Source organism: Desulfolithobacter dissulfuricans (genome assembly GCF_025998535.1).
Classification (GTDB): Bacteria; Desulfobacterota; Desulfobulbia; order Desulfobulbales; family Desulfobulbaceae; genus Desulfolithobacter; species Desulfolithobacter dissulfuricans.
In genome coordinates this window covers 2,827,609-2,851,854 of record NZ_AP024233.1, presented here as the reverse complement: position 1 = coordinate 2,851,854, position 24,246 = coordinate 2,827,609, and the positions used below count along the sequence as shown (strand labels likewise).

The following is a 24,246-nucleotide window of genomic DNA, read 5'->3' as shown; positions in this document are numbered from 1 at the left end:
CTTGCATGGGTACCAGTGACAAGAAAAAATTAGCATGGTTCCGGGGGGTGTCAAGGACCGCTCTGCGTGCTGTCAGGCCGCGAAATAGCCGATTGATTATTTATATCTCTTCAGGTAAATAATGCAGCCATGGACCGTGGAATTGCCGGCGGCAGGGCGGCATGGTCCCGGGCACGACGCATCCTGCAGAAGATATGCGGGCTTCATGGCCAGGCCTCCGGTGAGCGGGGGCTGGACGGGCACTAAATTATAAGGAGACAGGTGGTTCTATGAAGACTGATCTTTCCGCTTCGCTTTTTGAAAAGGCCCGCCAGGTGATTCCCGGCGGGGTTAATTCACCGGTTCGGGCCTGTAAGTCGGTGGGCTGTGATCCGCTCTTTGTCCGGAAGGCAAAGGGAGCGGTGGTTGTCGATGTGGATGGCAACGAATTCATCGATTTTGTCGGTTCCTGGGGACCGATGATCCTGGGGCACGCCCATCCCGAGGTTATCGAGGCCATTGAGAAAACCGCGGTGGACGGAACCAGTTTCGGCGCCCCGACCCCGCTGGAGGTGGAGCTGGCCGAGATGGTCTGCGACTCGGTACCGTCGCTTGAAAAAGTCCGGTTCGTGAATTCCGGCACCGAGGCCACCATGAGCGCGGTCCGGCTTGCCCGGGGCTATACCGGACGGAACGTGGTGGTCAAGTTCGACGGCTGTTACCACGGCCACGCGGATTCCTTTCTGGTCAAGGCCGGTTCCGGGGTTATCACCCTTGGCATTCCCGGCAGTCCCGGCGTGCCGGAGGATATTGTCAAGAACACCCTCTCCATTCCCTATAACAACGTCGAGGTCCTGGAAGAGACCCTGCGGGACGAGAAGCTGGACATCGCCTGTGTCATCGTCGAGCCTGTGGCCGGCAACATGGGGGTGGTGGTGCCGGAGATGGCCTTTTTGAAGAAGCTGCGGGAGCTGACCGCCGAGCTGGGGATCGTCCTCATTTTCGACGAGGTGATCACCGGCTTCCGGCTGGCCCTGGGCGGGGCCCAGGAGCGGTTCGGCATCATGCCGGATCTGACCTGCCTTGGCAAGATCATCGGTGGCGGGTTGCCGGTGGGGGCCTATGGCGGCAAAAGGGAGATCATGGACCAGATCGCGCCGGACGGACCGGTGTACCAGGCCGGGACTCTGTCGGGCAATCCCCTGGCCATGGCAGCGGGACTGGCCATGCTCAAGGTGGTTCGCCGGGAGGGTTTCTACCGGGAGCTGGAGGAAAAGAGCGACTGGTTTGCCGGCGAGCTGGCCGGGATCGCCGCCGGGGCCGCCGTCCCGACCACTCTCAACCGGATCGGTTCCATGATGACCTGTTTCTTTACCCCGGACCCGGTGACTGACTTTGAATCGGCCATGAAGGCGGACAGCGAAATGTATGGCCGCCACTTCCGCCAGATGCTGGCCGGGGGTGTATGGCTGGCGCCGTCGCAGTTTGAAGCGGCATTTATCTCTGGTGCACATGAGCGGTCTCACTTGGAAAAAGCACTGGAGGTGACTGAATGGTCATTCAAAAAATTGGCAGAACAGTAAAAAAATCATTGCGTTTGCAGGAGCCTCATGCTACCTGTATCTTCCATATGAGAGTCCTGTTCTGTTGCTGACAGTCAGGTAGACTCTCGTCATGCGCCGCGCAGGGGCTGCCATCCTGCAAGGGTGTTCTTCAGTGTCTCGTGGGGCACCGGACAGGAGGCTGTATGTCGGAAGATCGAAGGGAGATGTTCAGGCTGCTGGCTGTGTACAGTCATGTCGGTCTGACCTTTGTATTCTCCATATTCATCGGGCTCGGGATCGGCTGGTACCTTGATAACAGGGTATTTGACGGTAAAACATCGCCGTATCTGACATTTATATTTCTGGGGTTCGGGATCGCCGCCGGTTTCAAGAATCTCTGGGAGCTGACCCGGCAGATTCCGAAAGATAAAGAATGAGTGAGCACGAAGAAACCGGGACCGACCGGAAGACCGTAGAGCCCGGGATTCTCCTGCTGCGTTACATACAGGTGTTCAGCTGGCTGGTGCTGATTGTGTTTGTCGCCGGCGGCTGGTACCTGTTCGGTTGGCCCTTTGCCCGTTCCGTGCTGGTTGGCGGGGTTCTGGCCAATGGCAGTTTCTTTCTGCTGAAAAAGGATATTGAGCAGCTGATCCACCGGGTAGCCATGGCCGGTGGTGATATGAGGGCGGTCAAGCGCATTGAGAAAATCCGTTTTTTTCTCAAGTTTTACGCCCGTCTCATCCTGCTGGGTCTGCTTCTGTTCGTGCTGGCCACCAAGCTCAGCATCAACATGATCGGCCTGGTACTTGGTCTGTCCACCATCATGCTCAGCGTCATCATCGTCGTCTTGAGTAAGGGCAGGATGATATATTCCGTACAAAGTTTTAAGGGAGCGTAGGCTATGGAACATCCAATTCTGTTTATTAACGTTATCCTTCAGTACCTGGGATTACCGGTGCCGCATACGGTAACAGGCCATACCCTTCTGGAGAAATTGTGTGCGCCGTACATGACCTATACCTGGCTGGTTATGGCGTTCTGGATCATCGTGCCCCGGCTGACCATGGGCAAACTGGAGATCATCCCCGGCAAGGGGCAGAACTTCTGGGAAGTGCTCATCGGCGGATTGATGGATTTCTTCGAGGAAAACCTGGGCCGTGACGGCGCCCGGATGCTCTATCCCATGATGGCCACGTTCTTCCTCTACATCGTGGTGGCCAACATGATCGGGCTGATTCCTGGTTTCATGTCCCCGACCTCCAATCTGAACATCACCCTGGGAATGACCCTCATTGTCTGGGTCACCCACCATATCCTGGGATTCCGGTACCATGGAATCAAGTACTACAAACACTTCATGGGCCCCTTGCCGGTCATGGCCCCGTTCATGTTCATCCTCGAGGTGATCAGTAACTTTGCCCGGCTGCTTTCACTCTCCATGCGTCTTTTCGGAAACATCCTGGCCAAGGAGATTCTCCTGGCCGTACTGTTCATGCTGGCCGGAGCCTATTTCGCACCGCTGCCAATTCTGTGCCTCGGTGTCCTGGTCTCCCTGATCCAGGCCGTGGTCTTTACCCTGCTGTCGGTTCTTTACTGTGCCCAGGCCATGGAACACGCCCATTAATTATCGAGAAGAAAGCTTTTAGAGTTTTTTACAGTTCCGTTCATCGCGGAGAAGAAGGCCATCTTTGTTAAACGTAGTAAGGAGGAATTGAACAATGGATAAGATTCATCTCGCCCTGGTATGTATCGGCGCTGCCCACGCCATCGGATTTGCCGGTCTCGGCGCTGGTATCGGTATGGGTTCCGGTGTTGAGGGTGCCTGTCTTGGTGTTGCCCGCAACCCCGAAGCAAAAGGTGCCATCACCACCACCATGATCCTTGGTATGGCTCTCGTTGAGTCCATCGCCATTTACGGTCTGGTTATTTCCTTTATCCTGCTGTACGCCAACCCGTTCAAGGCGGCTCTCGGCCTGTAAGCCGACAGGAACAAGAGAAGACCCGGTGGGGCTGCAGCTTGCTGCAGCCCCATTTTTTTTGCAATATGGTATATGATTACCACTGAAATTCAGCCACCGATGGATGAAGGTGTCGGCCTCACTTGTTGCACGGGTGTCTGTGGCCTGGATGGCCACAGTCAAGCCCCCAGGGACGGGTTTATGGCGTCCCGTGGAACAAGTGAGACCGACACCGACTTCAATGCTGAAGATTGATGGTAATCAGAATATGGTATGATAACGCCATGGGCCTGAGACAAGAGAGACAGCAGGTGGATAACGGCGTGGGGCCGGCGACCGGGACGGATGAATGTGTCCTGAATCCCGAACGCCTCAAGGGGGAACCAAAGCTGCCGCCCACCGGCATTCTGGCTGTCAATCCAACCGATGCCCGGGCCCTGGAACAACTCGCCGCAAAATTTGGTCTCAAGCGGCATTTTCTCTTCCATTCCCGGCTCTACGCCGGCCAGGAAGCTGGTCTCTTCCTGGCCGGACCGGCGGTCGGCGCACCCATGGCGGTGCTGTGTCTGGAAAAACTCATCGGTCTCGGAGCCAGGAACATTATCCTCTATGGCTGGTGCGGATCCCTGGTCCGGGAGATCGGGGTCGGTGATATCGTGGTGCCCACAGGCCATCTCAGCGAAGAGGGTACAAGTGTCCATTATCCACTCTCCGGAGAGACCGGGCCGGATCATGGTCTGCGACTCCAGTTGACCTCCCTGCTTGACCGCAGCGACGAATCCTGGCATGGTGGCCGGTGCTGGACCACCGATGCACCCTACCGGGAGACCCGGGCCAAGGTGCGCCGATATGGAGCCAGTGGTGTCAAGGTGGTGGATATGGAGTACTCGGCCCTCTGCCGGGTGGCAGCTTTCCGTGGCGTGCGGCTGGCCGCGGTCTTTCTGGTCTCTGATCTGCTCTGGCAGGAGCCCTGGAAGCCCGGTTTTGTCTCCAGAGATTTCAAACAGCGCTCCGCCGGCCTGCTGGCCCTGTTGGCCTCCGGACTTGGCCACGGGGTACCGATGAATCCAACCAAACCATAAAACAGTACACAGTATGAAAACAATGCATCTGGTCAGCCTCGGCTGTCCCAAGAACCTGGTCGATTCCGAGGTGATGCTCGGGCTCCTTGAAAAAGAGGGATTTTCCGTGGTCGAGGATCCTGCCCGGGCCGAGCTCCTGCTGGTCAACACCTGCGGCTTCATTCGCCCGGCCGTTGAAGAGGCCGTGGACGAGATCCTTGAGCTGGCCAGGTACAGGAAAGAGGATCCGGAGAAACGGCTGGTGGTGACCGGCTGCCTGGTCCAGCGGTATGGAGAGGAACTTGAGCGCGAGCTGCCCGAGGTGGACCTCTTCGTGGGGACCGATGGGTTCCAGCGCATTGGGGAACTGGTCAGCGGACTTTTCAAGGGGCAACGGGAGAGGGGGATGCAGTTGCAAAGCCCGCCGAAGTATCTGATGGATGCCAGGGTGGAGCGACGTCTTTCCACCCCTGCCTTCCGTGCCTGGCTCAAAATTACCGAAGGATGTGACAACCGCTGCACTTACTGCATGATCCCTTCCATACGTGGTGGTCTCCGCAGTCGGAGTATCGAGGACCTGGTCGAGGAGGCAGTCCGCCTGGAAGCTGGCGGAGTGCGGGAATTGACCTTGATCGCCCAGGACCTGACCGCCTATGGCAACGATCTTTCCGGCGGGCAGAATCTGGAAGCGCTCCTGGGCGAGCTGCTCGCCCGGACCACCATTCCCTGGCTGCGGTTGCTCTACCTCTATCCCTCGACTATCTCCAGGTCCCTGCTTGAACTCATGGCCGATGCACCCAGGATCGTCCCTTACCTCGACGTGCCGTTTCAGCATGTCAGCGACCGCATCCTTAGGGCTATGAACCGGCACCACAGCCGGGAGGATCTGGAGACGCTGATCGACAATATCCGCACCATAGTTCCCGAGTGTGCCATCCGCACCACCCTGCTGGTCGGCTTTCCGGGCGAGACCGAGGAGGATGTGGAGCAGATGGTTGAATGCCTTACCCGCTGGCAGCTGGATCATGTCGGGGTCTTTCAGTACCAGGATGAAGAGGGGAGCGCGGCCTATCTGCTGCCGGACAAGGTGGAGGATGAGGTCAAGGAGGAGCGCTACAACCGGGTGATGTCGGTACAGGCGGAGATCAGTGCCCGGCGTCAGCTCCAGTATGTGGGCCGGACGGAACCAGTGCTGCTTGAGGGAGTAAGTCGGGAGAGTGATCTGCTACTGGAGGGAAGAACGCGGTTCCAGGCTCCGGATATCGATGGCTGCGTCTATATTACCGATGGCATGGCCGAGCCGGGATCCATTGTCTCAGTACGCATCACCGAGGCCCATACCTATGACCTGGTCGGGATCATTGTCGACGGGGACCAGCGGTGATACGCAAAACAGGGCGGATTATTTTTTGCGGCTCTGGTTGACCTTTTCGCGGAGATCCTTGCCTACTTTAAAAAAAGGCAGTTTCTTCGGGGCGACCTTGATCTTCTCGCCGGTTTTGGGGTTGCGGCCGGTATAGGAGCCATACTCCTTGACCACAAAGCTGCCAAAACCCCTGATTTCAATGGATTCCCCCCGGGCCAGAGCCTCACTCATCGTCTCGATGATGGTGTTGGTGATGGATGCTGCCTCACGGATCGGCAGATTGATTTCTTCGGCGAGCGCCTCAATCAGCTCCGACTTGTTCATCGTATACTCCCTTTCGCATCTCGTGCAATGAGTGGTTCGTCCTGGCCGCCTGCCGGGCCGTCATCTTTACCAGGGATCTGGTCCCGTTGTATGAACGTCTCTTCCCGCCGCTGGCAGGGTGTGTGGGCTCCGACCAGCAACCCATGTCTCTCGTACCGGTGCAGTAATCCCCTGTCCCGCATGATTATCAGATTATAACTATAGGAATTTAAGCAGGTAGGTTTTTGATTGTAAAGGGAATTTTTCCGGAAAATATTTTTTTCAGGTCTTTTGTACTCAGGTATCGGTATTTTCCCACCGCCAGGGAGCCAAGTTTAAGGCGGCCATAGGCTGTCCGCCTGAGGTGGAGCACCGGATGACCGATGGCCTGGAACATTTTCCGTACCTGGTGCTTTCGCCCCTCGTGAATAATTATCTCGATGGTGGTCCTGTCCTGTTTCCGGGCAAGAATTCTTGCCCTGGCCGGCCAGGTCTTTCGGCCATCGATGAGCAGTCCCTGTTCCAGGCGGCGCAGTTTCTCCAGACCAGGGACCCCCCGGACAGTGGCCTCGTAGGTTTTGTTCACCTCAAAGCGGGGGTGGAGGATATAGTTGCCAAGCTGACCGTCATTGGTGAGCAGCAGGGCCCCCTCGGTATCCAGATCAAGCCTCCCCACCGGAAAGAGCCGCTGGGAAACACCGTGCAGGAGATCGGTGACAATGGGACGGCCCTGGGGATCGGAGAGGGTGGTCACATAACCGCGGGGTTTGTTGAGCAGGATGTAGACCGGCTTTTCCTCTGCCACCGGCCTCCCGTCGAAGGTGATCCACACCCGGGCCGGATCGAATTTCCGGCCCAGCTCGGTGACTGTTTTTCCGTCAACCTGAATGCGTCCCTGTCGGATCAGCTCTTCGGCCTTCCGTCGGGAGGCCACTCCAGCCCGGGCGAGAATTTTCTGTAACCGTTCTTCAGCCACTGGTCCTGGTCGTCTGCGGGCAGGATGTGTGTTCAGGATGGTGCGCCATGGTCGTCTAACGCCAGCGGGCTGGAATCATGGAGCCGATCCTGGCATCGACCCGGGCCTTGGTTTCCGGATCCACTTCCAGCACTTCGGTGTACCAGGGTTTCATCCGACAGTCGAAGACCACCGGTGATTTCAGGCCGACGTGGAAACGGCGTACCGACTGGCCGGCGCCATGGATGTCGGCTGCCGGTTCGAAGCGGGTGAAGAAGGTCCAGAGAAACTCCTGCAGGCTGCAGGTGGCCTCGTCGGTGGAATCCACCAGAACGATCACCTCCATTTGCTGGGCTCCTTCCCAGGAAGCCAGCTGGCTGCCGAGTTCGGGCCGCTCCTCGTAGGACAACCCCTGGACGACCAGGGTGCCGGGCAGGAAGACCTTGGGCCGGGAGCACCCCTCTGGCAGGGTTCCGAAAAAATCCTGCTGCAGTTCCCGCTTTTTTTCCTTCCCCAGGCCCATCATCATGGCCTTGGAGCCCTTGTTGACCGACGGGCCGGTGTAGTCCAGGGTATCCTGGGAGACATTGGCAAAGATAAAGAGGTCCTGGTCCCATTGGATCCGCTCCAGGATATGGGTCCAGAGCTTCGGAAAATCAGCCACGTCCAGGTCGCCATCCGTAACCAGGAGAAATTTGGTCAGCGAGAGCTGGCCTTCGCCAAGGACCCGAAGGCCGGCCGCAAAGGCCTCCCGCGGATAGCGGTTGGCCACCCGGGCCGCAGCCAGGCAGTGGAATCCGGTCTCGCCAAAGGTCTTGAGTTGACGGACCCCGTTCATGACCAGGGGAAACAGGGGGGAGAGCAGGTCCTGGAGGAAGTCGCCGATGAAGTAGTCCTCCTGCCTGGGCCGCCCTACTACTGTGGCCGGGTAGATAGCGTTGTTGCGGTGATAGAGGTGGGTGGTCTGAAAGACAGGATAGTCGTGCTGGAGGGAGTTGTAGCCGTAATGGTCGCCAAAGGGTCCCTCGGGACGACGGGTTTTCGGCGGCACCACGCCCTTGACGGCAAACTCCACCTCAGCCACCAGTCGGTGACCACCCCGGGGATCCGGGGTCATGCGCAGTTTCTCACCCTGGAGGAGCGAGGCGAGCATCAGCTCCGGGATATCCTCGGGCAGCGGAGCGATGGCGGCCAGCATGAGCGCCGGCGGGCCGCCGATAAAAAGCGTCATGGGCAGGGGCTGGTTGCGTTGTTCGGCTTCAAAATAATGGTAGCCGCCTCCCTTGTGGATCTGCCAGTGGATACCGGTGGTGGTGTCGTCGTAGCGCTGGATCCGGTACATGCCCAGATTGTGGCCCCGGCCTTCAGGATGTTCGGTGTAGACCAGCGGCAGGGTGACAAAGGCCCCGCCGTCTGAATGCCAGGAGGTCAGCATGGGCAGGCTGGTCAGCCGGGCCGGCTCCTGGCAGTTTTCGAGAATGGGACCCGAGCGGCAGTTCTTGAGCCCGACCTTCAGGGCCTGGTTGAAAAGCGGCCGGGCCTCCCACAGGGTGGAGAGTCTGGGCGGCATCAGTTTTTCCACCAGTTCCACCAGTTGCCGGACAAACTCCAGCGGCCGGGAACCAAAGGCCAGTTCCAGGCGCCGCCTGGTGCCAAAAAGGTTGGTGACCACCGGAAAGGCCGAGTTCACCACGTTGGTGAACAGCAGGGCCGGTCCGCCCCGGGCGATGACCCGGCGATGGATTTCCGCAATCTCCAGGTGGGGATCGACCTCGGTGTCAATGACCAGGAGTTCGGATTCACGTTTGAGGATGTCCAGGAACTGACGCAGGTTTCGAATTGGTTTCATGGAAAACTCGTTATCTGGAAGACACCAGGGGCCCGCTTACCCGGCCAGCCGCTGGCTGGAGCATCGTGGCGGGGCCATTGATGACCGGGAAAAGGCGGTGGTGTGGATGATCAATGGTGGTGATGTTCGCTGTCCCCCAGGAAAAGCTCGTGGTACTCGGCTTCCTTGAGATGGGTGCGCATGAGACCGGTCAGGGTTTCCACCAGCCGGTGGATCTCCTCTTCGCTCAGGCGTGGAATCAGGGTCTCGAGCAGACGGGGCTGGGAAAAGAGCCTGAGAAACGCGGCCAGGGACTCTTCGTCGGTTTGCCGGTTGAGGCCAAAGCATATATCATGGGGTTCCATGTCAGCCTTCCAGAATCTTCCAGCGCACCTTCCGGTTGCGCGGACCATCGAATTCACAGAAAAAGATACGCTGCCAGGTGCCCAGTTGCAACCGGCCCCTGTCAATGATCACCGACACCGATGAACCGGTCAGGGTGGCCATCATGTGGGAGGGCGAGTTGCCCTCCAGATGGCGGTAGGGGTAGTCCAGCGGCACCATCCGGCTCAACACACCGATGAGGTCGTGGCGAACCGCCGGATCCGCCCCCTCATTGATGGTCAGGCCGGCGGTGGTATGCGGATTGTAGACCAGACAGATTCCGTCCTCTATACCGCTCCTGTTCACAGCTTCCTGCAGCTCCCGGGTGATATCGACAAATTCCATTTGGGAGCTGGTGCTGACCGGGAAACTTCCTATGGTCATGATCGTTCTTCTTCTGTCAGTTATCGCTGCAGCTGCCAGCGCCCGTTTTCGTCCCGGCAGGCAATGGTGTAGGTCTTTTCCCGCTTGCCGTCGATCACCGCCTCGATTTCCGCCTGGCGGCATACCCGCTGGGTCTCGGGATCGGTGTAGGCCGGTTTGGGCACGACCCGGTACTCGTTGCCCGTGTCCGGGTTGACCCAGGCGGTGGGCTGGTTGGAGACGCCGCGCTCGTACACGTGGTTGAGCTGTTCCCGGTCGTACTTGTCCATCTCGTTACCGATGATGTAACCGAGCATGGTTCCGACAGCGGCACCGATAAGTGTGGCCTGGGTGTTGTGACCTATGGCCTGGCCGACCAGGGCTCCGGCCACGGCCCCGCCACCGGCGCCTACCTGGGCCTTGTTCTGCTGGGCGCAGGATGCGAGGAAAAAGGCACCAAGCACCATGAGAATGGAAATGTATTTCATGGAGACCTCCTGTGGTATTGAAAGATGAACAACGGTTATTCCCGGACGGGTGGCTTGCCCGGGTCGGCATTGGACTCCCGGATCAGCTCGTCCGGCAGTTTCCTGGCCGGTTGGACTCCCAGGTCGCGCAGGGCCTCGGTCCGCTGGACCAGATTGCCCCGGCCGCTGGTCAGCCGTTTCCGGGCCAGTTCCCAGGATTGTCTTGTCTGCTCCAGCCGCAGGCCGATCTCTTCAAACGCGGTTACGAAACCGACAAATTTATCATAAAGATTCCCGGCCTGTTTTGCAATGAGTAAACCGTTGCGGTGCTGCTCCTCCACCCGCCACATGTGGTGGATGGTCCGCAGCAGGGCCAGGAGGGTGGATGGGCTTGCCAGCATGATATTGCGGCGCATGGCCCCGGTCAACAGTCCCGGGTCACTGGCAACCGCAGCCTGGAAGGCGCCTTCCACCGGGATGAACAGGATGACGAAATCCAGGGTTCGGATTCCCTCTATCTGCTGGTATTTCTTGGCGGAGAGGGAGCTGATATGCTTTTTGACAGATGCGAGGTGGTCTTTAAGGTGCGGGGCGGCCTGGGCGGGAGAGTCCGCACTGGCGTAGCGTTCATAGGCGGTGAGCGAGACCTTGGCGTCGATGATGATATCCCGCGAGCCGGGCAGGTGGAGGATAACGTCTGGCAGCTGCCGCCGGCCGGACTCGCCGGTCAGGCTGACCTGGGTGTCGAATTCATGGCCCGGTCTAAGGCCGGATTCCTCCAGGAGACGTTCGAGGATCATCTCGCCCCACTGGCCCTGGGCCTTGGACTGGCCCTTAAGGGCGCGGGTCAGGTTGACCGCGTCCTGGCTGAGGCGCTCGTTGAGATGGCGCAGCTGCTCCACTGCGGCGGTAAGCGAAATCCGGTCCCTGGATTCCCGTTCATAGACATCCTCGATCTTCTGGCGAAAGATGTCCAGCTGCTGACGGACCGGGGTCAGCAGACTGGTCAGTTCCCGCTGGTGCAGCGAGGTGAGCTGGCTCCCCTTTTCGGTGAAGATCCGGTCCGCCAGGAGCTGGAATTCCTGCTGGAGCTGCTTTTTCGCCGCTTCCAGCAGGTCCTGGTGGGCCTGGGCCTGTTTTCTGGTCTGGATCAGCTCAGTGGTCAGGGAGGCCACCTTCGCTCCCAGTTCACTGTTTTCCCGTTGCAGCCGAGCATTGTCCCGGCGCAATTCGTCGATGGTCCGGCTGAGGTTTTGTTGCTCGCGGTGGGCCTGCTCCTCGAGAATGGAGAACCGCAGAAGCTGGCGCCGTCTGCGGTCAAGGAGAACCAGACAGATGAGAAGTCCTGTCCCGAGAAGGAGCACCAGCACCGGCAGCAGGCCGGAACCCGGATTCCAGTTCACCACCGGCCTACGGTTCAGCGCCGGTGCAGACGGCGCAGTTCCTCAAGCTCTTCCAGCAGGTCGAGAACCAGGGCACAACCGGGCAGGTTGATCCGCAGGTCGCGCTGGAGACGGAGCGTTATCTGGACCCGCCTGATTTCAGTGCAGCCGAAACGCCATTGCCGGGGAGTGCGTCCCACGGGGGTGATCACCCCTTCCTCGATCATGTCGTGGATGAACTCGGCGCTGACATTGCAAATCCGGCAGAGGTCCCCCAGGCTGCAGCGTATGTCCTCGTCAAGAAGTGTTCCGGTAAGTACGGTCAATTCTTCAGTCATATGCTACACCCCCAATTCTGCCCTGGGATTGAACGGCATCAGTTTGGCCATTTCCTTATAGAGTTTCTTCTGTTCATCGGTTTCCGGTACCGGGACCATGATCTTGAGGGTGACGATCTGGTCGCCCTTCTTGGTCGCGGTGCAGAGTCCCTTACCCTTGAGGCGCAGCTTGTTGCCGCTCTGGGATCCGGGCGGGATCTTCATCTGGACCTTGCCCCCCAGGGTCGGCACAGTGACCGTGGCGCCCAGGGCAGCCTCCCACGGGGTGATGGGCAGGGTCATGTGGATATCCCGTTTTTCGGCCCGGAAGATCGGGTCGTCGGCAAAGGCGATCTCCAGATAGAGGTCGCCCGGCGGCCCGCCACCGATGCCGGGCATGCCCTGGCCCTCGAGACGGATACGCTGGCCTTCGATGATGCCCTTGGGGATGGTGACGTGGAGAGTGTGCGGTCTGGTGACCACGTGCCCGTTTTCATCCACCTCCGGTTTCTGCAGGGTGATGGTCTGTTTGGAGCCGTTGTAGGCGTCGGCCAGCCGGATGACGATTTTCGCGTGCTGATCCTCGCCCTTCATCCGGAAGCTGCGCTGGCGGCCCCCACTGGAGGTGCGCCCGGTGAAACGGCTGCGGCCGAAAAGTTCCTCGAAGAAATCACTGAACCCTTCGGCCCCACCCCCACCGGTGTAGCTGGAGCCGCTGAACTCGAAGCCGGCATCCCAGTTGGGCGGCGGCTCAAAATCCTGGCCATGCTGCCAGTTGGCACCGAACTTGTCATAGGCTGCCCGCTTTTCCGGGTCCTTGAGGACTTCGTAGGCTTCGCCCACGTCCTTGAATTTTTTTTCAGCGTCTGGTTCCTTGCTCACGTCAGGATGATACTTGCGGGCCAGCTTGCGATAGGCCCGTTTTATCTCATCCTGGGTCGCGTCCCTGGAGACACCGAGAATTTCATAATAATCTTTATATTCCATGATATGTCGTGCGTCGCTCTTCTTCTGTTTCCGCTGTCCCGATGATAACCTCTGGTTCAGGTGCAAAAGATCAGATTGGTCAGTAGTTCCTGTCTGGCCGATACTGTAAGTACAGTGGGTTGAAAAGCAAAGAAAAAAAGTGAAGTTTATCCTGTGCGCTTGAACGGGCGGGGAATGGTTTTTTATGGTACATTGGCACCGGTTGTTCATCAGGTAAACAGGTGTATGGTGTCATGGAGATAGAAGAGAACATGGAAGAGCCGGGTCTCCACCAACCGGGGGCCGAGTCAGTGGCCCGGGCGGATCTGACCTCCCGGTGGCCCGGGCGTATCGTGCTCACCGGTTTCCGGGGAACGGGCAAGACCACGGTGGGCCGGCTGTTGGCCCGGATGCTTGGCTATGCCTTTCTGGATACGGATCAGGTCCTGGAAGAGCGGCTGGGAAGCACCATTGCCGCCTTTGTTCAGGCAAACGGCTGGGAGGCCTTTCGCCGCGCGGAACGGGAGCTGCTGGAAGAGCTGGCCCGGGTCCGGAGGGTGGTTGTCGCCACCGGCGGAGGGGCCATCCTTCACCGGGATGCCTGGGAGCGGCTGCGCCAGGGAGGCTTTGTCGTCTGGCTCCAGGCTGACGGGGCGACCATCGGTCGCCGGTTGGCCGCCGATCCGGTTTCCGCGGTCCAGCGACCACCGCTTTCTTCCGAAGATCCGGAGCGTGAGATAGAGGAGCAGCTCGCCCTGCGGACCCCGCTCTACGCCGCCGGTTCCGACCTGGCCGTGGACAGCGCCCGTCTGACACCGGAGGCGATAGTGACTTTGATTCATGAACAGCTCGTGGGCAGGTCTGCGCGCTGCTCCTAACACCCATGCAGGCTCCCTCGGCCTGCACAACGAAACATGAAAGCTGTTATCCCCCTGGAGGATGGGACGAGGCTTTCATATAATCATAGCAGGGAAACAACAGTTATGCCGGGAAACAGTTTTGGCCAGATGTTCAGGGTGACCACCTGGGGTGAATCACACGGCACCGCCCTGGGCGCGGTGATCGACGGCTGTCCGCCGGGTATCGAGCTGACAGCTGAAATAATCCAGCGGGAACTGGACCGCCGTCGTCCGGGCAGGGGCGGGGCGACCTCTCCGCGCAAGGAACCGGACCGGGTAGAGATCATGTCGGGCATCTTCCGTCCGGAAAGGAGTGAGCGGGAGCTGACCACCGGGACGCCGATCTCGCTGGTCATCTTCAACAAGGATGCCCATTCCAAATCCTACAGCCACCTCCAGGACGTGTACCGGCCCGGGCACGGCGACATGACCTACGATGCCAAGTACGGGATCCGCGATCATCGGGGTGGCGGACGGGCCTCGGCCAGGGAAACGGCGGCCCGGGTGGCTGCCGGCGCGGTGGCTGCCCAGCTGCTGCGACGCCATGACATCGAGGTCACCGCCTATACCGTGGCCCTGGGTGGTATATATGCGGACAGGCGGGATCTCTCCGTTATTGGCGACAACCGGCTCTTCTGTCCGGACAGCGAGGCTGCGGCCCGCATGGAGGAGCGAATCGCCCGGGTACGGGCCGAGGGCGACACCCTGGGTGGTATTGTCGAGATCCGGGCGCTGTGCCCGCCGGGGCTGGGTGAGCCGGTTTTTGACAAGCTCGACGGCGAGCTGGCCCGGGCCCTGATGTCCATCGGCGCGGTCAAGGGGGTGGAGATAGGGGCCGGTTTCCGTGTCGCGGACATGCTTGGCTCGGAGAATAATGATCCCCTGTCGCCGGCCGGTTTCCTGGGCAACAACGCCGGTGGCATCCTGGCCGGGATATCCAACGGCGAGCCACTCATCATCCGGGTGGCGGTCAAACCCATTCCATCCATCCACAAGGAACAGCAGACCGTTACGAGGGGCAACGAGCCGGTGACCATCAAGGTGGGCGGCCGGCACGATATATCCGCCATCCCGCGGATCGTACCGGTGTGCGAGGCCATGGTCCGGCTGACCCTGGCCGACCACCTGCTCCGGCAGCTGGCTCTCAGGGCCGCGCGGGGCTGACCCTATCATGGGGCAGGACGATGACAGAGAGCAATAAGGAAAAGAAAGAAAAGTACAGGAGCAGGGACAAGGTGTGGCCTCGGACCGTCTGGATGGTCACCCGGGAATATGACGGCCTGGCTGGCGCCGGCGGGGTCAAGGATGTGTGCCGGCAGCTGGCCCGGACCCTGGTCGGTGAGGCCGGGCTTCAGGTGCGGGTTATCCTTCCCCGCTACGGGTTCATGAAACCGGGCCGCCTCGGCTTCAAGCCCCTGGACCTGCCCCGGCGCGACCTCCTGCCCTGCCGCGGTGGTTTTCGCAACCTCCTGGAAGTCGATATGAACTATGCTGCCGAGGAGCGGCGGGAAACCGTCTCCTTCCTGCATCGGGAGCTCGAAGGCGTCCAGGTCTACCTTGTCGAGGCAGAGCGCTACCGGGAAAAGCTCGGGGTCTATACCTATACCGCGGAGGAAGAGGAACAGGACGGATGGAAGAAGCAGGGCATGGGGCATTATGACTATTTTGCCATGAATATTCTCCTGCAGAAGAGCGCTCTGGCCCTGATGGTTGTGCTTGGCGAGGCGCCCGACGTGATTCACTGCCACGACGGCCATGCCGCCACCCTGGCCGCCATGATGCGCGAGAACGAGGGGTTCCGACATTTTTTCCGCCACAGCGGTGTGGTGGTGACCATTCACAATGCCGGTCTGGGCTACCATCAGGAAGTGGATGACCTGCCCTTTGCCCGGGCCATCACCGGGTTGCCCGAACATGTGGTGCTTGCCTCCCGGCTCGGCTCCAGCTTTGATCCCTTCATGGCCGCGGCCGAGTACGCGGTGCTCAATACGGTGAGCGAAAACTATGCCCGTGAGCTGCAGGAGACCAGTGAAGACGCCAGGACCGGCTGGCTCGGGCATCGGCTGCTCCAGCGCGGGGTTCGCCTGGCCGGGGTGACCAACGGTATCGACCCGGAAGCCTTTTCACCCCGTGATCCCGAAAAGCTCGGGCTGGCCGCAGGCTTTGATCCCCTCACCGGTGATCTGGCTGGCAAGCGGGTCTGCAAGGAGTATATCCTGGAGCGGCTGGCCCGGATCAGGAAACATGGCCGTGTGGTCCAGCACGGAACCCTCAAACGTGATCCTGATATGCCGCTTTGCACCTTTATCGGCCGCCTGACCGAGCAAAAAGGGGTGGACGTACTGCTGGCGGCTGTGGGACCGCTCATGGAAAAGGATCCGGATTTTCAGCTGCTGCTGCTTGGTAGCGGTGATCCGGCCCTGGAGGAGGAGTTGCGCCGTCACACCGCTTCCCGGGCCCTGGGTGGACGGATCTGTTTTCTTGAAGGATACGATCCCGACCTGGCCAACAAGATCTATGCGGCCGGGGATTTTTTCCTGATTCCGTCCCTGTACGAGCCTTGCGGGCTGACCGATTATATTGCCCAACTTCTCGGCAATCTGCCCATTGTCCACCACGTGGGCGGGCTGGTCAAGGTGGTGGACGGCAAGACCGGCTTTGCCTACAGTGAACACTCCTCCGCAGCCCTGGCCCGGACCATGAAGCGGGCCCTGGAGCTGTACCGCGTCAGTCCGAAAAAAATCCGTACCATGCAGAAGAATGCGGTCAAGCGTATCCATGCCCGCCATACCTGGAGCCAGGTGATCCGAAAATACCGGACCCTGTATGTGGAGTCCATGAAACTGGCCTGTCGCCATTGACAGGGGCAGGCCTGAGCCCAGCCTTCGAGGCAGCCTGAACCATGCAATATATTCCCTCGCAGATCCATACTGAAAATCCGTCCCGGGACTGGTTCGAGCAGCGCCGTGATCATTTTGTCCGCCAGGTGGTGGACGAGTTCTTCCACGTTTTCACCTCATTTCAGGGTATTTATCAGGTCTATGTGACCAGCTGTGTCAACGCGGCCTCCTGTGCTGACATGCGCGACAAGGAGATCGAGGCGGTCCGCAAGGACATGTGGGAGCGGTTGACCAGCCTGGTGGGCAGTGAGTCGGAAAAAGGGCCCTTGTGGCAGTTGAAGGATCTCTGTCACCGGGTATGGCCCGAGACCGAGGAGCAGGATGTCTCCGGCAGCCTGGTGGACTGGCTCGTCGGCTCTGTGTTCCACGAGGCCATGAAGCTCAAGGAAAACATTTACCTGCTCAACTCGTATGGACCCGCGGCCTTCCGCATGCAGGAGCAGCCCGAGGGGCAGCGGGCCTTTATTCTCAGCTGTTCGCCGGTACCGCCGGCTCATCTCGCCTCGGTGGTGGACGTCCAGCGGCTGGTGGGTCGGATCGTCTCCGATGTGGCCGGCCAGGTGGAACAGATAGGGTTCCTCTTTGGCCAGGCCAACTATATCCTCCGGATGATGATGCCCTCCCTGGCCTCCAACATGCTGGTGGTACGGCTGCTCGTTGAGCGGGAAGACATGGTGCGGCGGCTGTGGGGTGAAGAGGTCCGCCAGCTGCTGGCGGACATGTTTTTTGGCGATGCGGCGGAAGGATTCTGCGCCGCCGGCCGGAGCTATCTTGCCGGCCAGTGGTACAGCCAGGCCCTGACCATGTACCAGCGGGCCCTGGAGGAAGATCCGGCCTGTGACGAGGCCCTGGCCAGGGTGGTACAGCTGCGTGCCATTGTCCGCGACCATCACCAGCTTCTCGGGCTTTGAGACAGTTACCGGGACGTTTTTGCAGCCGCAGGCACCACAGGGGATTGACTTTGCCCGAAGCGGCGCTACCTTACTTTGAGGAGGCAGGTCTCCCTCCGGTCCGACGGCCGGAGGAAATTTCAGGAGCAGGGTCTTTGCCTGTTTTGCAGGACAACTTCTGTCTGTACGTCGGATGGGCTTTGGGTGCTCAATTCATAAGAAAACCAGGGAGGATATCATGGCTGTAAAGATCGGAATCAACGGGTTTGGGCGTATTGGCAGGAATATTTTTCGGGCACTGTATACGGATGAGTCGTTCAGGGATATCGAGGTGGTGGGGATCAATGACCTGACCGATGTCAGGACCCTGGCCCACCTGCTCAAGTATGATTCCATTATGGGGACCTTTGACCAGGAGGTGGTCTCGGACGAAAACCATATCGTGGTGGGAGACAGGGCGATCCGCTACACCAGTCATCGCGCTCCGGTCGATATTCCCTGGTCCGAACTCGGTGCTGAGTATGTGCTGGAGTGCACCGGGTTGTTTCGGGAAATGGAGGCTGCCAAGGCCCATATCGATGCCGGGGCCTCCAAGGTAATCATCTCCGCCCCGGCCAAGGGCGATGTCAAGACCATTGTCATGGGGGTCAACGAGGATGAATACGATCCCACCGAGCACCATATCGTCTCCAATGCCTCCTGCACCACCAACTGTCTGGCCCCGGTGGCCCGGGTTATCCAGGATAGCTTTGGTATCAAACGGGGGCTGATGACCACGGTCCATGCCTATACCGGCGACCAGCGGCTATTGGATTTTCCCCACAATGACCTGCGTCGGGCCCGGGCTGCAGCAATGTCCATGATTCCCACCAGGACCGGAGCCGCTGCCGCCGTGGCCCTGGTCATCCCGGAACTGAAAAATAAATTCGACGGGCTGGCCGTCCGCGTTCCCACCCCCGATGTCTCCCTGGTGGATGCGGTGATGGAGGTGGAGCGGGAAACCACGGTTGCGGAAGTGAACACCGCCCTTCGGGAGGCTGCCAACCGCTATCTGCGCTATACCGAGGAACCATTGGTATCCATCGATTTCCAGGGAGACCCCCATTCCTCCATTGTCGACGGTCTCTGCACCCGGGTGCTGGGTACCACGGTGAAGATTATGGCCTGGTACGACAACGAGTGGGGTTATTCCAACCGGATGCTGGATCTCGTGCTGCACATGGATGCAAATAAGCCATTGTAATATAATGGAATAAGTGGTTATATGCCAGGAGTGCAAGGGGAATGGTCCCAGGAATCATTCCCCTTTGGTCTGCAATATTTTTCAGGAAAAAGGAGGAGGAAAAAATGAAAAAATTGCTTCGACACACCGTACTGGCAGCCACTTTCACGCTGATGGCCGGCCCGGCCATGGCTTCGGGACACGGCGGGGCCCATTGGGGCTACTCCGGCGAGACCGGCCCGGAACACTGGGGCGAGCTCAACCCGGCCTATGAGATGTGCGCCAAGGGAGTCAACCAGTCTCCCATCGACCTGACCGGCTTCATCGAGGCCGAGCTGGAGCCCATTGTCTTTGATTACCGTGGGCTGGCCACGGAAATTCTCAACAACGGCCATGCGATCCAGGCCAACTACGCGGCCGGATCGACCATTACCGTTGCCGGCAAGACCTTTGAGCTCAAGCAGTTCCATTTCCATGCGCCCAGCGAAAATACCATCGATGGCAAGTATTTTGCGATGGAAGGGCATTTCGTCCACGCCGATGAGAAGGGCAACCTTGCCGTTGTCGCTGTGATGTATGAACCGGGCGAGGCCAACGAGGGCATGGCCAAGCTGTGGAAACAGATGCCGCACCATCCCGGGGACAAGGAAGGAATGGCCTCCCAGGTAAAGGCGGAGGACCTGCTGCCGGCCAACCGGGACTATTACCGCTTCAACGGATCTCTGACCACTCCGCCCTGTAGCGAGGGAGTTGTCTGGCTGGTGATGAAGAACCCGGTCTCTGTCTCCGAGGAGCAGGTCAAGCAGTTCTCCGAGACCATGGGTTTCCCCAACAATCGTCCTGTTCAGCCTGTAGGGGCCCGTCCGATACTGAAGTAAGTACCAGCAGGAACCACAGAGCCATCCTGTTGTTCGGGATGGTCATGGGCTGAAAAGGCTCCCTGGCGGCCATGGCCGCCAGGGAGCTTTTTTAGTTCAGGACTCCTCCCCAGGCCGATCGTGGCCAGTGTCGGGCGATCCCTGTGGCAAGAGAGCTTGCATTCTCAGCTTGTATAGAGTAGCCTGCATCGGCATCGCATCCACAAACGTCAGGGGGAGGCGACCAGCCTCGAACCTGTGCGCAGTATCATCTGATTGGAAATTCCGCACGAATCAGCGGGGTTTTATCTCTACTTCTCCCACACAGACCATATCCCGTGATATATTCCCGGTTGCAGGACTACCCTGTCCCTGGATCAGATCGTTTCCGGCCGTTGGCCTTGCTGCCGGCCGCCCGCGGGACCCGAAGAAACCTGGCCTGAAGATGTCTTCCGGATATCTTTCTGGTTCGCCGGTGACCTGTGTTCCGTCGGAACGGACCGGGGCGGCAACAGGGGGCTGTTTTCTGTCTTGAGACCGACATGGATGCCACCAGCAATCTTTTTTTACAAGGAGTATCCATGAACCTGTTTACAGAAATCGGTGTCCTGCCGGAAATCGCTGCCGTTCTTACCGAACTCGGCTACACCGCACCCACCCCGATCCAGGAAAAGGTCATTCCGGCCCTGCTCACCGGGGACACCGATCGCATCTGTCTGGCCCAGACCGGGACCGGCAAGACCGCCGCCTTTGGCATTCCCCTGGTCCAGCTGGTGGATGTGCAGAACCGCCAGCCCCAGGCCCTGGTTCTCTGTCCGACCCGGGAACTTTGTCTGCAGGTGGCCACCGATCTGTCCCGTTTTGGCCGCAAGCTCAATGGCATAAAGGTGCAACCGGTCTACGGTGGCGCGCCCATGGGCCAGCAGCGCGATGGTCTGCGCCGCGGCGCTCAGATTGTGGTTGCCACCCCCGGACGGCTGCGGGACCTGCTTGACCGGGGCGCGGTTTCCTTTGCCATGATCAGCCGGGTGGTCCTGGACGAAGCGGATGAAATGCTGCAGATGGGTTTTCTGGACGAGATTACCTCCATCCTCAAGGCCATACCGGTGGCTCGCCAGACCCTGCTTTTCTCTGCCACCATGTCATCGGTGGTCCGCAAGGTGGCTGGTCGCTACATGCAGGAGCCCTCGGAAATACTCATCGGACCCCGTAACGGCGGGGTGGACACCATCCGCCATCAGTTCTGCGTCATCGCCTCCCATAACCGCTATGCGGCCCTTCAGCGGCTCATCGCCAGTCGGGCCGATATGTACGGCATCGTTTTCTGCCGGACCAAGAACGACACCCGGACCACGGCCGAAGCGCTGGTCGGTGACGGGCTGCGGGCCGAAGCCCTGCATGGTGACCTGTCCCAGTCCCAGAGGGAAGAGGTGATGCGCCGGTTCCGGGCCCGGAGCGTGCGTATTCTGGTGGCCACCGATGTGGCGGCCCGGGGGGTTGATATTGCCGACCTGAACCATGTGATCCATTACAATCTGCCCACCGACACCGCCTCCTACAACCATCGCAGCGGCCGGACCGGTCGGGCCGGGCGGCAGGGGGTTTCAATCGCCCTTGTCCTGGGCCATGAAAGGAACCGGATCAGGAACCTGGAGCGATCGCTGGGACGTGTTTTTGAACAGCAGCAGGTACCGACGGGACGAGACATCTGCGACCAGCGGATCCACGCCTTGCTGGACACTCTGCGCGATATGGAAACCCCGGACCATCTCGCTCCCTACCTGGACACTATATCGGCAAAACTCGCTGGCCTTGACCGGGAGGAACTGGTCAGGCGCCTTCTGGCTCTGCAGTTCAAGGACGTTCTGGAAACCTATGGCAAGGCTCCGGACCTGAACAAGCTCGGCTCCACTGGTCCCGGAAAGGGGCAGCGAGCCGGTACCCAACGCTCCACGGGCCGGGGAACCGGTACCCGTTTTACCGGGTTCAAGATCAATATAGGGGCCAGGCATGGCATGAACCCTCAGCGGCTCATCGGCATGTTCAATGCCAACCGGGAGACCAGAAATATCGATATCGGCCGGATCAAAGTTCGGGGTGACAGTGCCATGGTCGAGGCGGACAGTCGGTTTGCCGATGTTATCGTTACCACCCTGAGTGGTCAGATCGTCGAGGGGAAGAAGATCCAGGTCACCATCAGTACCGATTCCCGTGGACGCACCACCAGGCCGGCCCGGCCCGGCAGGAAAAAACAGGGCACCATCGTCAGGCGCCGTCGCGTGGTCAGTTCCTGAACAGTCCCGAGGCCTGTTTCTGTTGCCATCCTGTATTCTCCCTGTTTCTGTCCGGATTCCTCCGGCCAGACAGGGAGTTTTTTTCTGTTTCCCAAGCAACTTCCCCTTCAGATTCTTCCCGATGATCACAGGGTGTGACTACGGTTTCCTGTACCGTAGTTATGGCGTGATTTACCTGTGTTGACTTTTTCCCCTACAGTAGTAATGTCTTTCGCGAATTTCAGAAATGTTATCGTGGGGACAGGACAACAGAACAGGAAGCAGAATCTCACGTATCCCCCCAGCCGTTTATGCGCGAAAGTCGGTAGTTGAGCCCAAGATATCAGGAGCGGTCTGACACAAGGAAGGGCACCAGCTGCTCCGCCTTCTGGCTTTGCCGCCAGGGGCGGGAAAGTTGTTGTCGGGCATGGGCCGCCTGTTTTCTGAAAGCAGGATTCCGGTTCGCCTTGGAAGCCGGACGGTTGCCTGTCTTCCGCTGTGGTGAAGATCCACCCGGACAGTGCAGAAACTGGACTGCTGGTCCGGGTGGTACGATATACATAGGTGATGGAAAATTATCGGTCGGCCCCCTTCCTGGGTCTGCCATGGAAATCAGTGCGTCGTTTTTCTCGGCCTCGGGGTATCGAAGAACCTCTCTTGAGCCGCCCTGACGGTCCTCCTCTTCCCTCCGATCCCACTGGCCGTGGTGCCTGTGACTGTGGGTCAGGTACCTGGCTTGGGTTTCTGACTCCACCGAGAACCTGTTTTTCCTCCTGGACACGTTGCTTCCTCACGGTTTGTTTCCATGTTGTCCTGCAGGATGGGGTTTCCCTTCTGGGAAAACGGCCTCTGTCCTGAAAAACTAACTGTCCGACAGCCATGGTCACAGGCTATCCGCGGACCTTGAGTGACTCTGAATTTGTGGTTGTGAAGAGCGATAAAAAACAGAAACCATCGCCCTCTTTCCTGAGAAACGAGAACGGGACCCTTGCAGCACGCCCCCCTCTGCTCAAGGATGGGGTAAGGACGGAACACATGCAGGGGCGCCTGAGAAGATTCAGTGATCATGAGCCGTTTCTTGCTCTGATCAACCTGTCGCCAGATATCATCTGTTTCAAGGACGGGGAAGGGCGCTGGCTGCTTGCCAACACAAGTTGTCTGCGGCTCTTTGGTCTGGAAAGTGTGGAGTACAGTGGTAAAAGAGCGACCGAACTGGCAGGTGAAAACGATTTCTGCCGCAAGACCCTGCGGGTCTGGGAAGTGGCGGATGAAAGGGCCTGGCAGAAGGAGGAACTGGATCTCAGTGAAGAGATTTTTTCAATGCCAGATGGGGAGAAAAAATTTTTTGAGGTGGTCCGTATGCCGCTTTTTCATCCTGACGGTCGCCGCCGGCGTCTCATTATCCTCGGCCGGGACGTAACCAGCGCACGGCAGGCCGAAATAGCCCTGCGGGCCGAGTCCCGTTGCTGCCAGCGACTCCATGAGGAAATCCAGGAAAAAAATGAACTGATCAATAAGGTCAAGACAACCATCGATGTGCTCCTGGAGCGTAACGAGGCGGTTCAGAAAGTAATGGAGCAGCGTATCGCCACCAATCTCCAGGAACGAATTCTGCCCTATCTTGAACTTCTGCGCAGCAAGTTATCGGAAAAGGATCATTATTGCCTCGATATCATCGCCACGCATATCGACACCATTGGCTCCTCTTTTATACAGGATCTGAAATCGCCGGCATTGAATCTTACCCCACGGGAAATCCAGCTGGCCGACCTGGTCATGCAGGGGCGAACCAACAAGGAGATTGCCGATTTGCTCAATATTTCGGTAAGGTCAGTGGAGTCCTATCGCTACAGCCTGAGAAAGAAACTGGGGCTTAGAAATAAAAAAATCAACCTCAGGACATACCTGCTCTCTTCCTTTTCCTCCTGAAACCATCATATTTATTTTCATGATATTCAATAGTTAATATGCATACTACGGTGTTTGTTGCCGTATTTTCATCGTAATTAAACATTGTTGACCATTTTGTAAGCTTGTTGGACCCTGAACCTGGAGCATGTCAGGGGGGCGGTATGCCCCAAAGGGGCAGTCGATGGATGGCAGGCAAAGGAGCACAGGGGATCCCGCCACAGGAAGGAGGTTTGATCTGATGAAGCCTTGGTACCATCCGTTCGCTTGCCGCACCACTCTCAGTCTTTCCTTGTGATGTTTCTTTGCCCGATCCGGGCAAGTTCGTTCAGAGGCAGTTCGGGCAAGGAAGTCGGCCCATGGATACGTCACTGTCTTGTCAGAAAGTATTTTCTTCTTTGACCGGGGTCCACCCGGATGGGCC

The 24,246-nt window shown here is 59.0% G+C and carries 24 protein-coding genes; 15 read left to right on the top strand and 9 right to left on the bottom strand.

Annotated elements, in window-relative coordinates; translation table 11 throughout:
• Positions 1 to 269: 269 nt before the first annotated feature.
• From hemL to rimO, 7 genes are all read left to right on the top strand, one after another.
• Positions 270 to 1,562: a glutamate-1-semialdehyde 2,1-aminomutase gene (hemL, locus tag GF1_RS12735; protein WP_267926928.1), complete on the top strand. Its 1,293-nt coding sequence runs from the start codon at positions 270 to 272 to the stop codon at positions 1,560 to 1,562.
• 164 nt (positions 1,563 to 1,726) lie between these two features.
• Positions 1,727 to 1,960: an AtpZ/AtpI family protein gene (locus GF1_RS12730; RefSeq protein ID WP_267926926.1), complete on the top strand. Its 234-nt coding sequence runs from the start codon at positions 1,727 to 1,729 to the stop codon at positions 1,958 to 1,960.
• A complete protein-coding gene (locus GF1_RS12725; protein ID WP_267926925.1) occupies positions 1,957 to 2,421 on the top strand; it encodes an ATP synthase subunit I in 465 nt (154 codons plus the stop codon). The genes GF1_RS12730 and GF1_RS12725 overlap by 4 nt, the downstream gene beginning before the upstream one ends.
• Positions 2,422 to 2,424: 3 nt before the next feature.
• Positions 2,425 to 3,147 carry a F0F1 ATP synthase subunit A gene (gene atpB / locus GF1_RS12720; RefSeq protein ID WP_267926924.1) on the top strand — a complete coding sequence of 241 codons (723 nt, stop codon included), beginning with the start codon at positions 2,425 to 2,427 and terminating at the stop codon, positions 3,145 to 3,147.
• A 94-nt stretch (positions 3,148 to 3,241) separates the two neighbouring features.
• Positions 3,242 to 3,502 (top strand): ATP synthase F0 subunit C, encoded by a 261-nt coding sequence (gene atpE, locus GF1_RS12715; RefSeq protein WP_267926923.1) that lies wholly within the window; start codon positions 3,242 to 3,244, stop codon positions 3,500 to 3,502.
• A 233-nt stretch (positions 3,503 to 3,735) separates the two neighbouring features.
• Complete coding sequence (locus GF1_RS12710) at positions 3,736 to 4,563, top strand: nucleoside phosphorylase (protein WP_267926922.1); 828 nt, start codon at positions 3,736 to 3,738, stop codon at positions 4,561 to 4,563.
• Positions 4,564 to 4,576: 13 nt separating this feature from the next.
• Entirely contained in the window at positions 4,577 to 5,926 is a 1,350-nt protein-coding gene (rimO, locus tag GF1_RS12705) for a 30S ribosomal protein S12 methylthiotransferase RimO (protein ID WP_267926921.1), read from the top strand.
• 18 nt (positions 5,927 to 5,944) lie between these two features.
• Here the strand turns inward: rimO and GF1_RS12700 are convergent, their stop codons facing one another.
• The 9 genes from GF1_RS12700 to GF1_RS12660 form a co-directional block, all read right to left on the bottom strand.
• Positions 5,945 to 6,232: an HU family DNA-binding protein gene (locus GF1_RS12700; RefSeq protein ID WP_267926920.1), complete on the bottom strand. Its 288-nt coding sequence runs from the start codon at positions 6,230 to 6,232 to the stop codon at positions 5,945 to 5,947.
• Between the two features lie 208 nt (positions 6,233 to 6,440).
• Entirely contained in the window at positions 6,441 to 7,187 is a 747-nt protein-coding gene (locus GF1_RS12695; RefSeq protein ID WP_267926919.1) for a pseudouridine synthase, read from the bottom strand.
• Between the two features lie 55 nt (positions 7,188 to 7,242).
• Positions 7,243 to 9,015, bottom strand: a complete 1,773-nt coding sequence (locus GF1_RS12690; protein ID WP_267926918.1) for a UbiD family decarboxylase — start codon at positions 9,013 to 9,015, stop codon at positions 7,243 to 7,245.
• A gap of 110 nt (positions 9,016 to 9,125) precedes the next feature.
• Positions 9,126 to 9,359: a hypothetical protein gene (locus GF1_RS12685; RefSeq protein ID WP_267926917.1), complete on the bottom strand. Its 234-nt coding sequence runs from the start codon at positions 9,357 to 9,359 to the stop codon at positions 9,126 to 9,128.
• 1 nt (position 9,360) lies between these two features.
• Positions 9,361 to 9,762, bottom strand: a complete 402-nt coding sequence (locus GF1_RS12680) for a secondary thiamine-phosphate synthase enzyme YjbQ (protein WP_267926916.1) — start codon at positions 9,760 to 9,762, stop codon at positions 9,361 to 9,363.
• Between the two features lie 20 nt (positions 9,763 to 9,782).
• Positions 9,783 to 10,229: an RT0821/Lpp0805 family surface protein gene (locus GF1_RS12675; RefSeq protein WP_267926915.1), complete on the bottom strand. Its 447-nt coding sequence runs from the start codon at positions 10,227 to 10,229 to the stop codon at positions 9,783 to 9,785.
• Between the two features lie 35 nt (positions 10,230 to 10,264).
• On the bottom strand, positions 10,265 to 11,611 hold the full coding sequence (locus tag GF1_RS12670) for a DNA recombination protein RmuC (protein ID WP_267926914.1): 1,347 nt from the start codon (positions 11,609 to 11,611) through the stop codon (positions 10,265 to 10,267).
• A 14-nt stretch (positions 11,612 to 11,625) separates the two neighbouring features.
• A complete protein-coding gene (locus GF1_RS12665) occupies positions 11,626 to 11,928 on the bottom strand; it encodes a chaperone modulator CbpM (RefSeq protein ID WP_267926913.1) in 303 nt (100 codons plus the stop codon).
• Between the two features lie 3 nt (positions 11,929 to 11,931).
• Positions 11,932 to 12,894, bottom strand: coding sequence for a DnaJ C-terminal domain-containing protein (locus GF1_RS12660; protein WP_267926912.1), 963 nt, complete (start codon positions 12,892 to 12,894; stop codon positions 11,932 to 11,934).
• A gap of 233 nt (positions 12,895 to 13,127) precedes the next feature.
• On the opposite strand from GF1_RS12660, the gene GF1_RS12655 reads away from it, so the two are divergent.
• The 8 genes from GF1_RS12655 (at position 13,128) to GF1_RS12620 (ending at position 23,843) form a co-directional block, all read left to right on the top strand.
• Complete coding sequence (locus tag GF1_RS12655) at positions 13,128 to 13,751, top strand: shikimate kinase (protein ID WP_267926911.1); 624 nt, start codon at positions 13,128 to 13,130, stop codon at positions 13,749 to 13,751.
• A 105-nt stretch (positions 13,752 to 13,856) separates the two neighbouring features.
• A complete protein-coding gene (gene aroC / locus GF1_RS12650) occupies positions 13,857 to 14,936 on the top strand; it encodes a chorismate synthase (protein ID WP_267926910.1) in 1,080 nt (359 codons plus the stop codon).
• 20 nt (positions 14,937 to 14,956) lie between these two features.
• Positions 14,957 to 16,633, top strand: a complete 1,677-nt coding sequence (locus GF1_RS12645; protein WP_267926909.1) for a glycogen synthase — start codon at positions 14,957 to 14,959, stop codon at positions 16,631 to 16,633.
• Positions 16,634 to 16,674: 41 nt separating this feature from the next.
• Positions 16,675 to 17,583 carry a hypothetical protein gene (locus GF1_RS12640; RefSeq protein ID WP_267926908.1) on the top strand — a complete coding sequence of 303 codons (909 nt, stop codon included), beginning with the start codon at positions 16,675 to 16,677 and terminating at the stop codon, positions 17,581 to 17,583.
• Between the two features lie 217 nt (positions 17,584 to 17,800).
• Entirely contained in the window at positions 17,801 to 18,805 is a 1,005-nt protein-coding gene (gene gap / locus GF1_RS12635) for a type I glyceraldehyde-3-phosphate dehydrogenase (RefSeq protein WP_267926907.1), read from the top strand.
• Between the two features lie 104 nt (positions 18,806 to 18,909).
• Positions 18,910 to 19,662 carry a carbonic anhydrase gene (locus GF1_RS12630; RefSeq protein ID WP_267926906.1) on the top strand — a complete coding sequence of 251 codons (753 nt, stop codon included), beginning with the start codon at positions 18,910 to 18,912 and terminating at the stop codon, positions 19,660 to 19,662.
• 560 nt (positions 19,663 to 20,222) lie between these two features.
• A complete protein-coding gene (locus GF1_RS12625) occupies positions 20,223 to 21,935 on the top strand; it encodes a DEAD/DEAH box helicase (RefSeq protein WP_267926905.1) in 1,713 nt (570 codons plus the stop codon).
• A 1,014-nt stretch (positions 21,936 to 22,949) separates the two neighbouring features.
• Positions 22,950 to 23,843 carry a PAS domain-containing protein gene (locus GF1_RS12620; protein ID WP_267926904.1) on the top strand — a complete coding sequence of 298 codons (894 nt, stop codon included), beginning with the start codon at positions 22,950 to 22,952 and terminating at the stop codon, positions 23,841 to 23,843.
• The last annotated feature ends 403 nt before the right edge of the window (positions 23,844 to 24,246 follow it).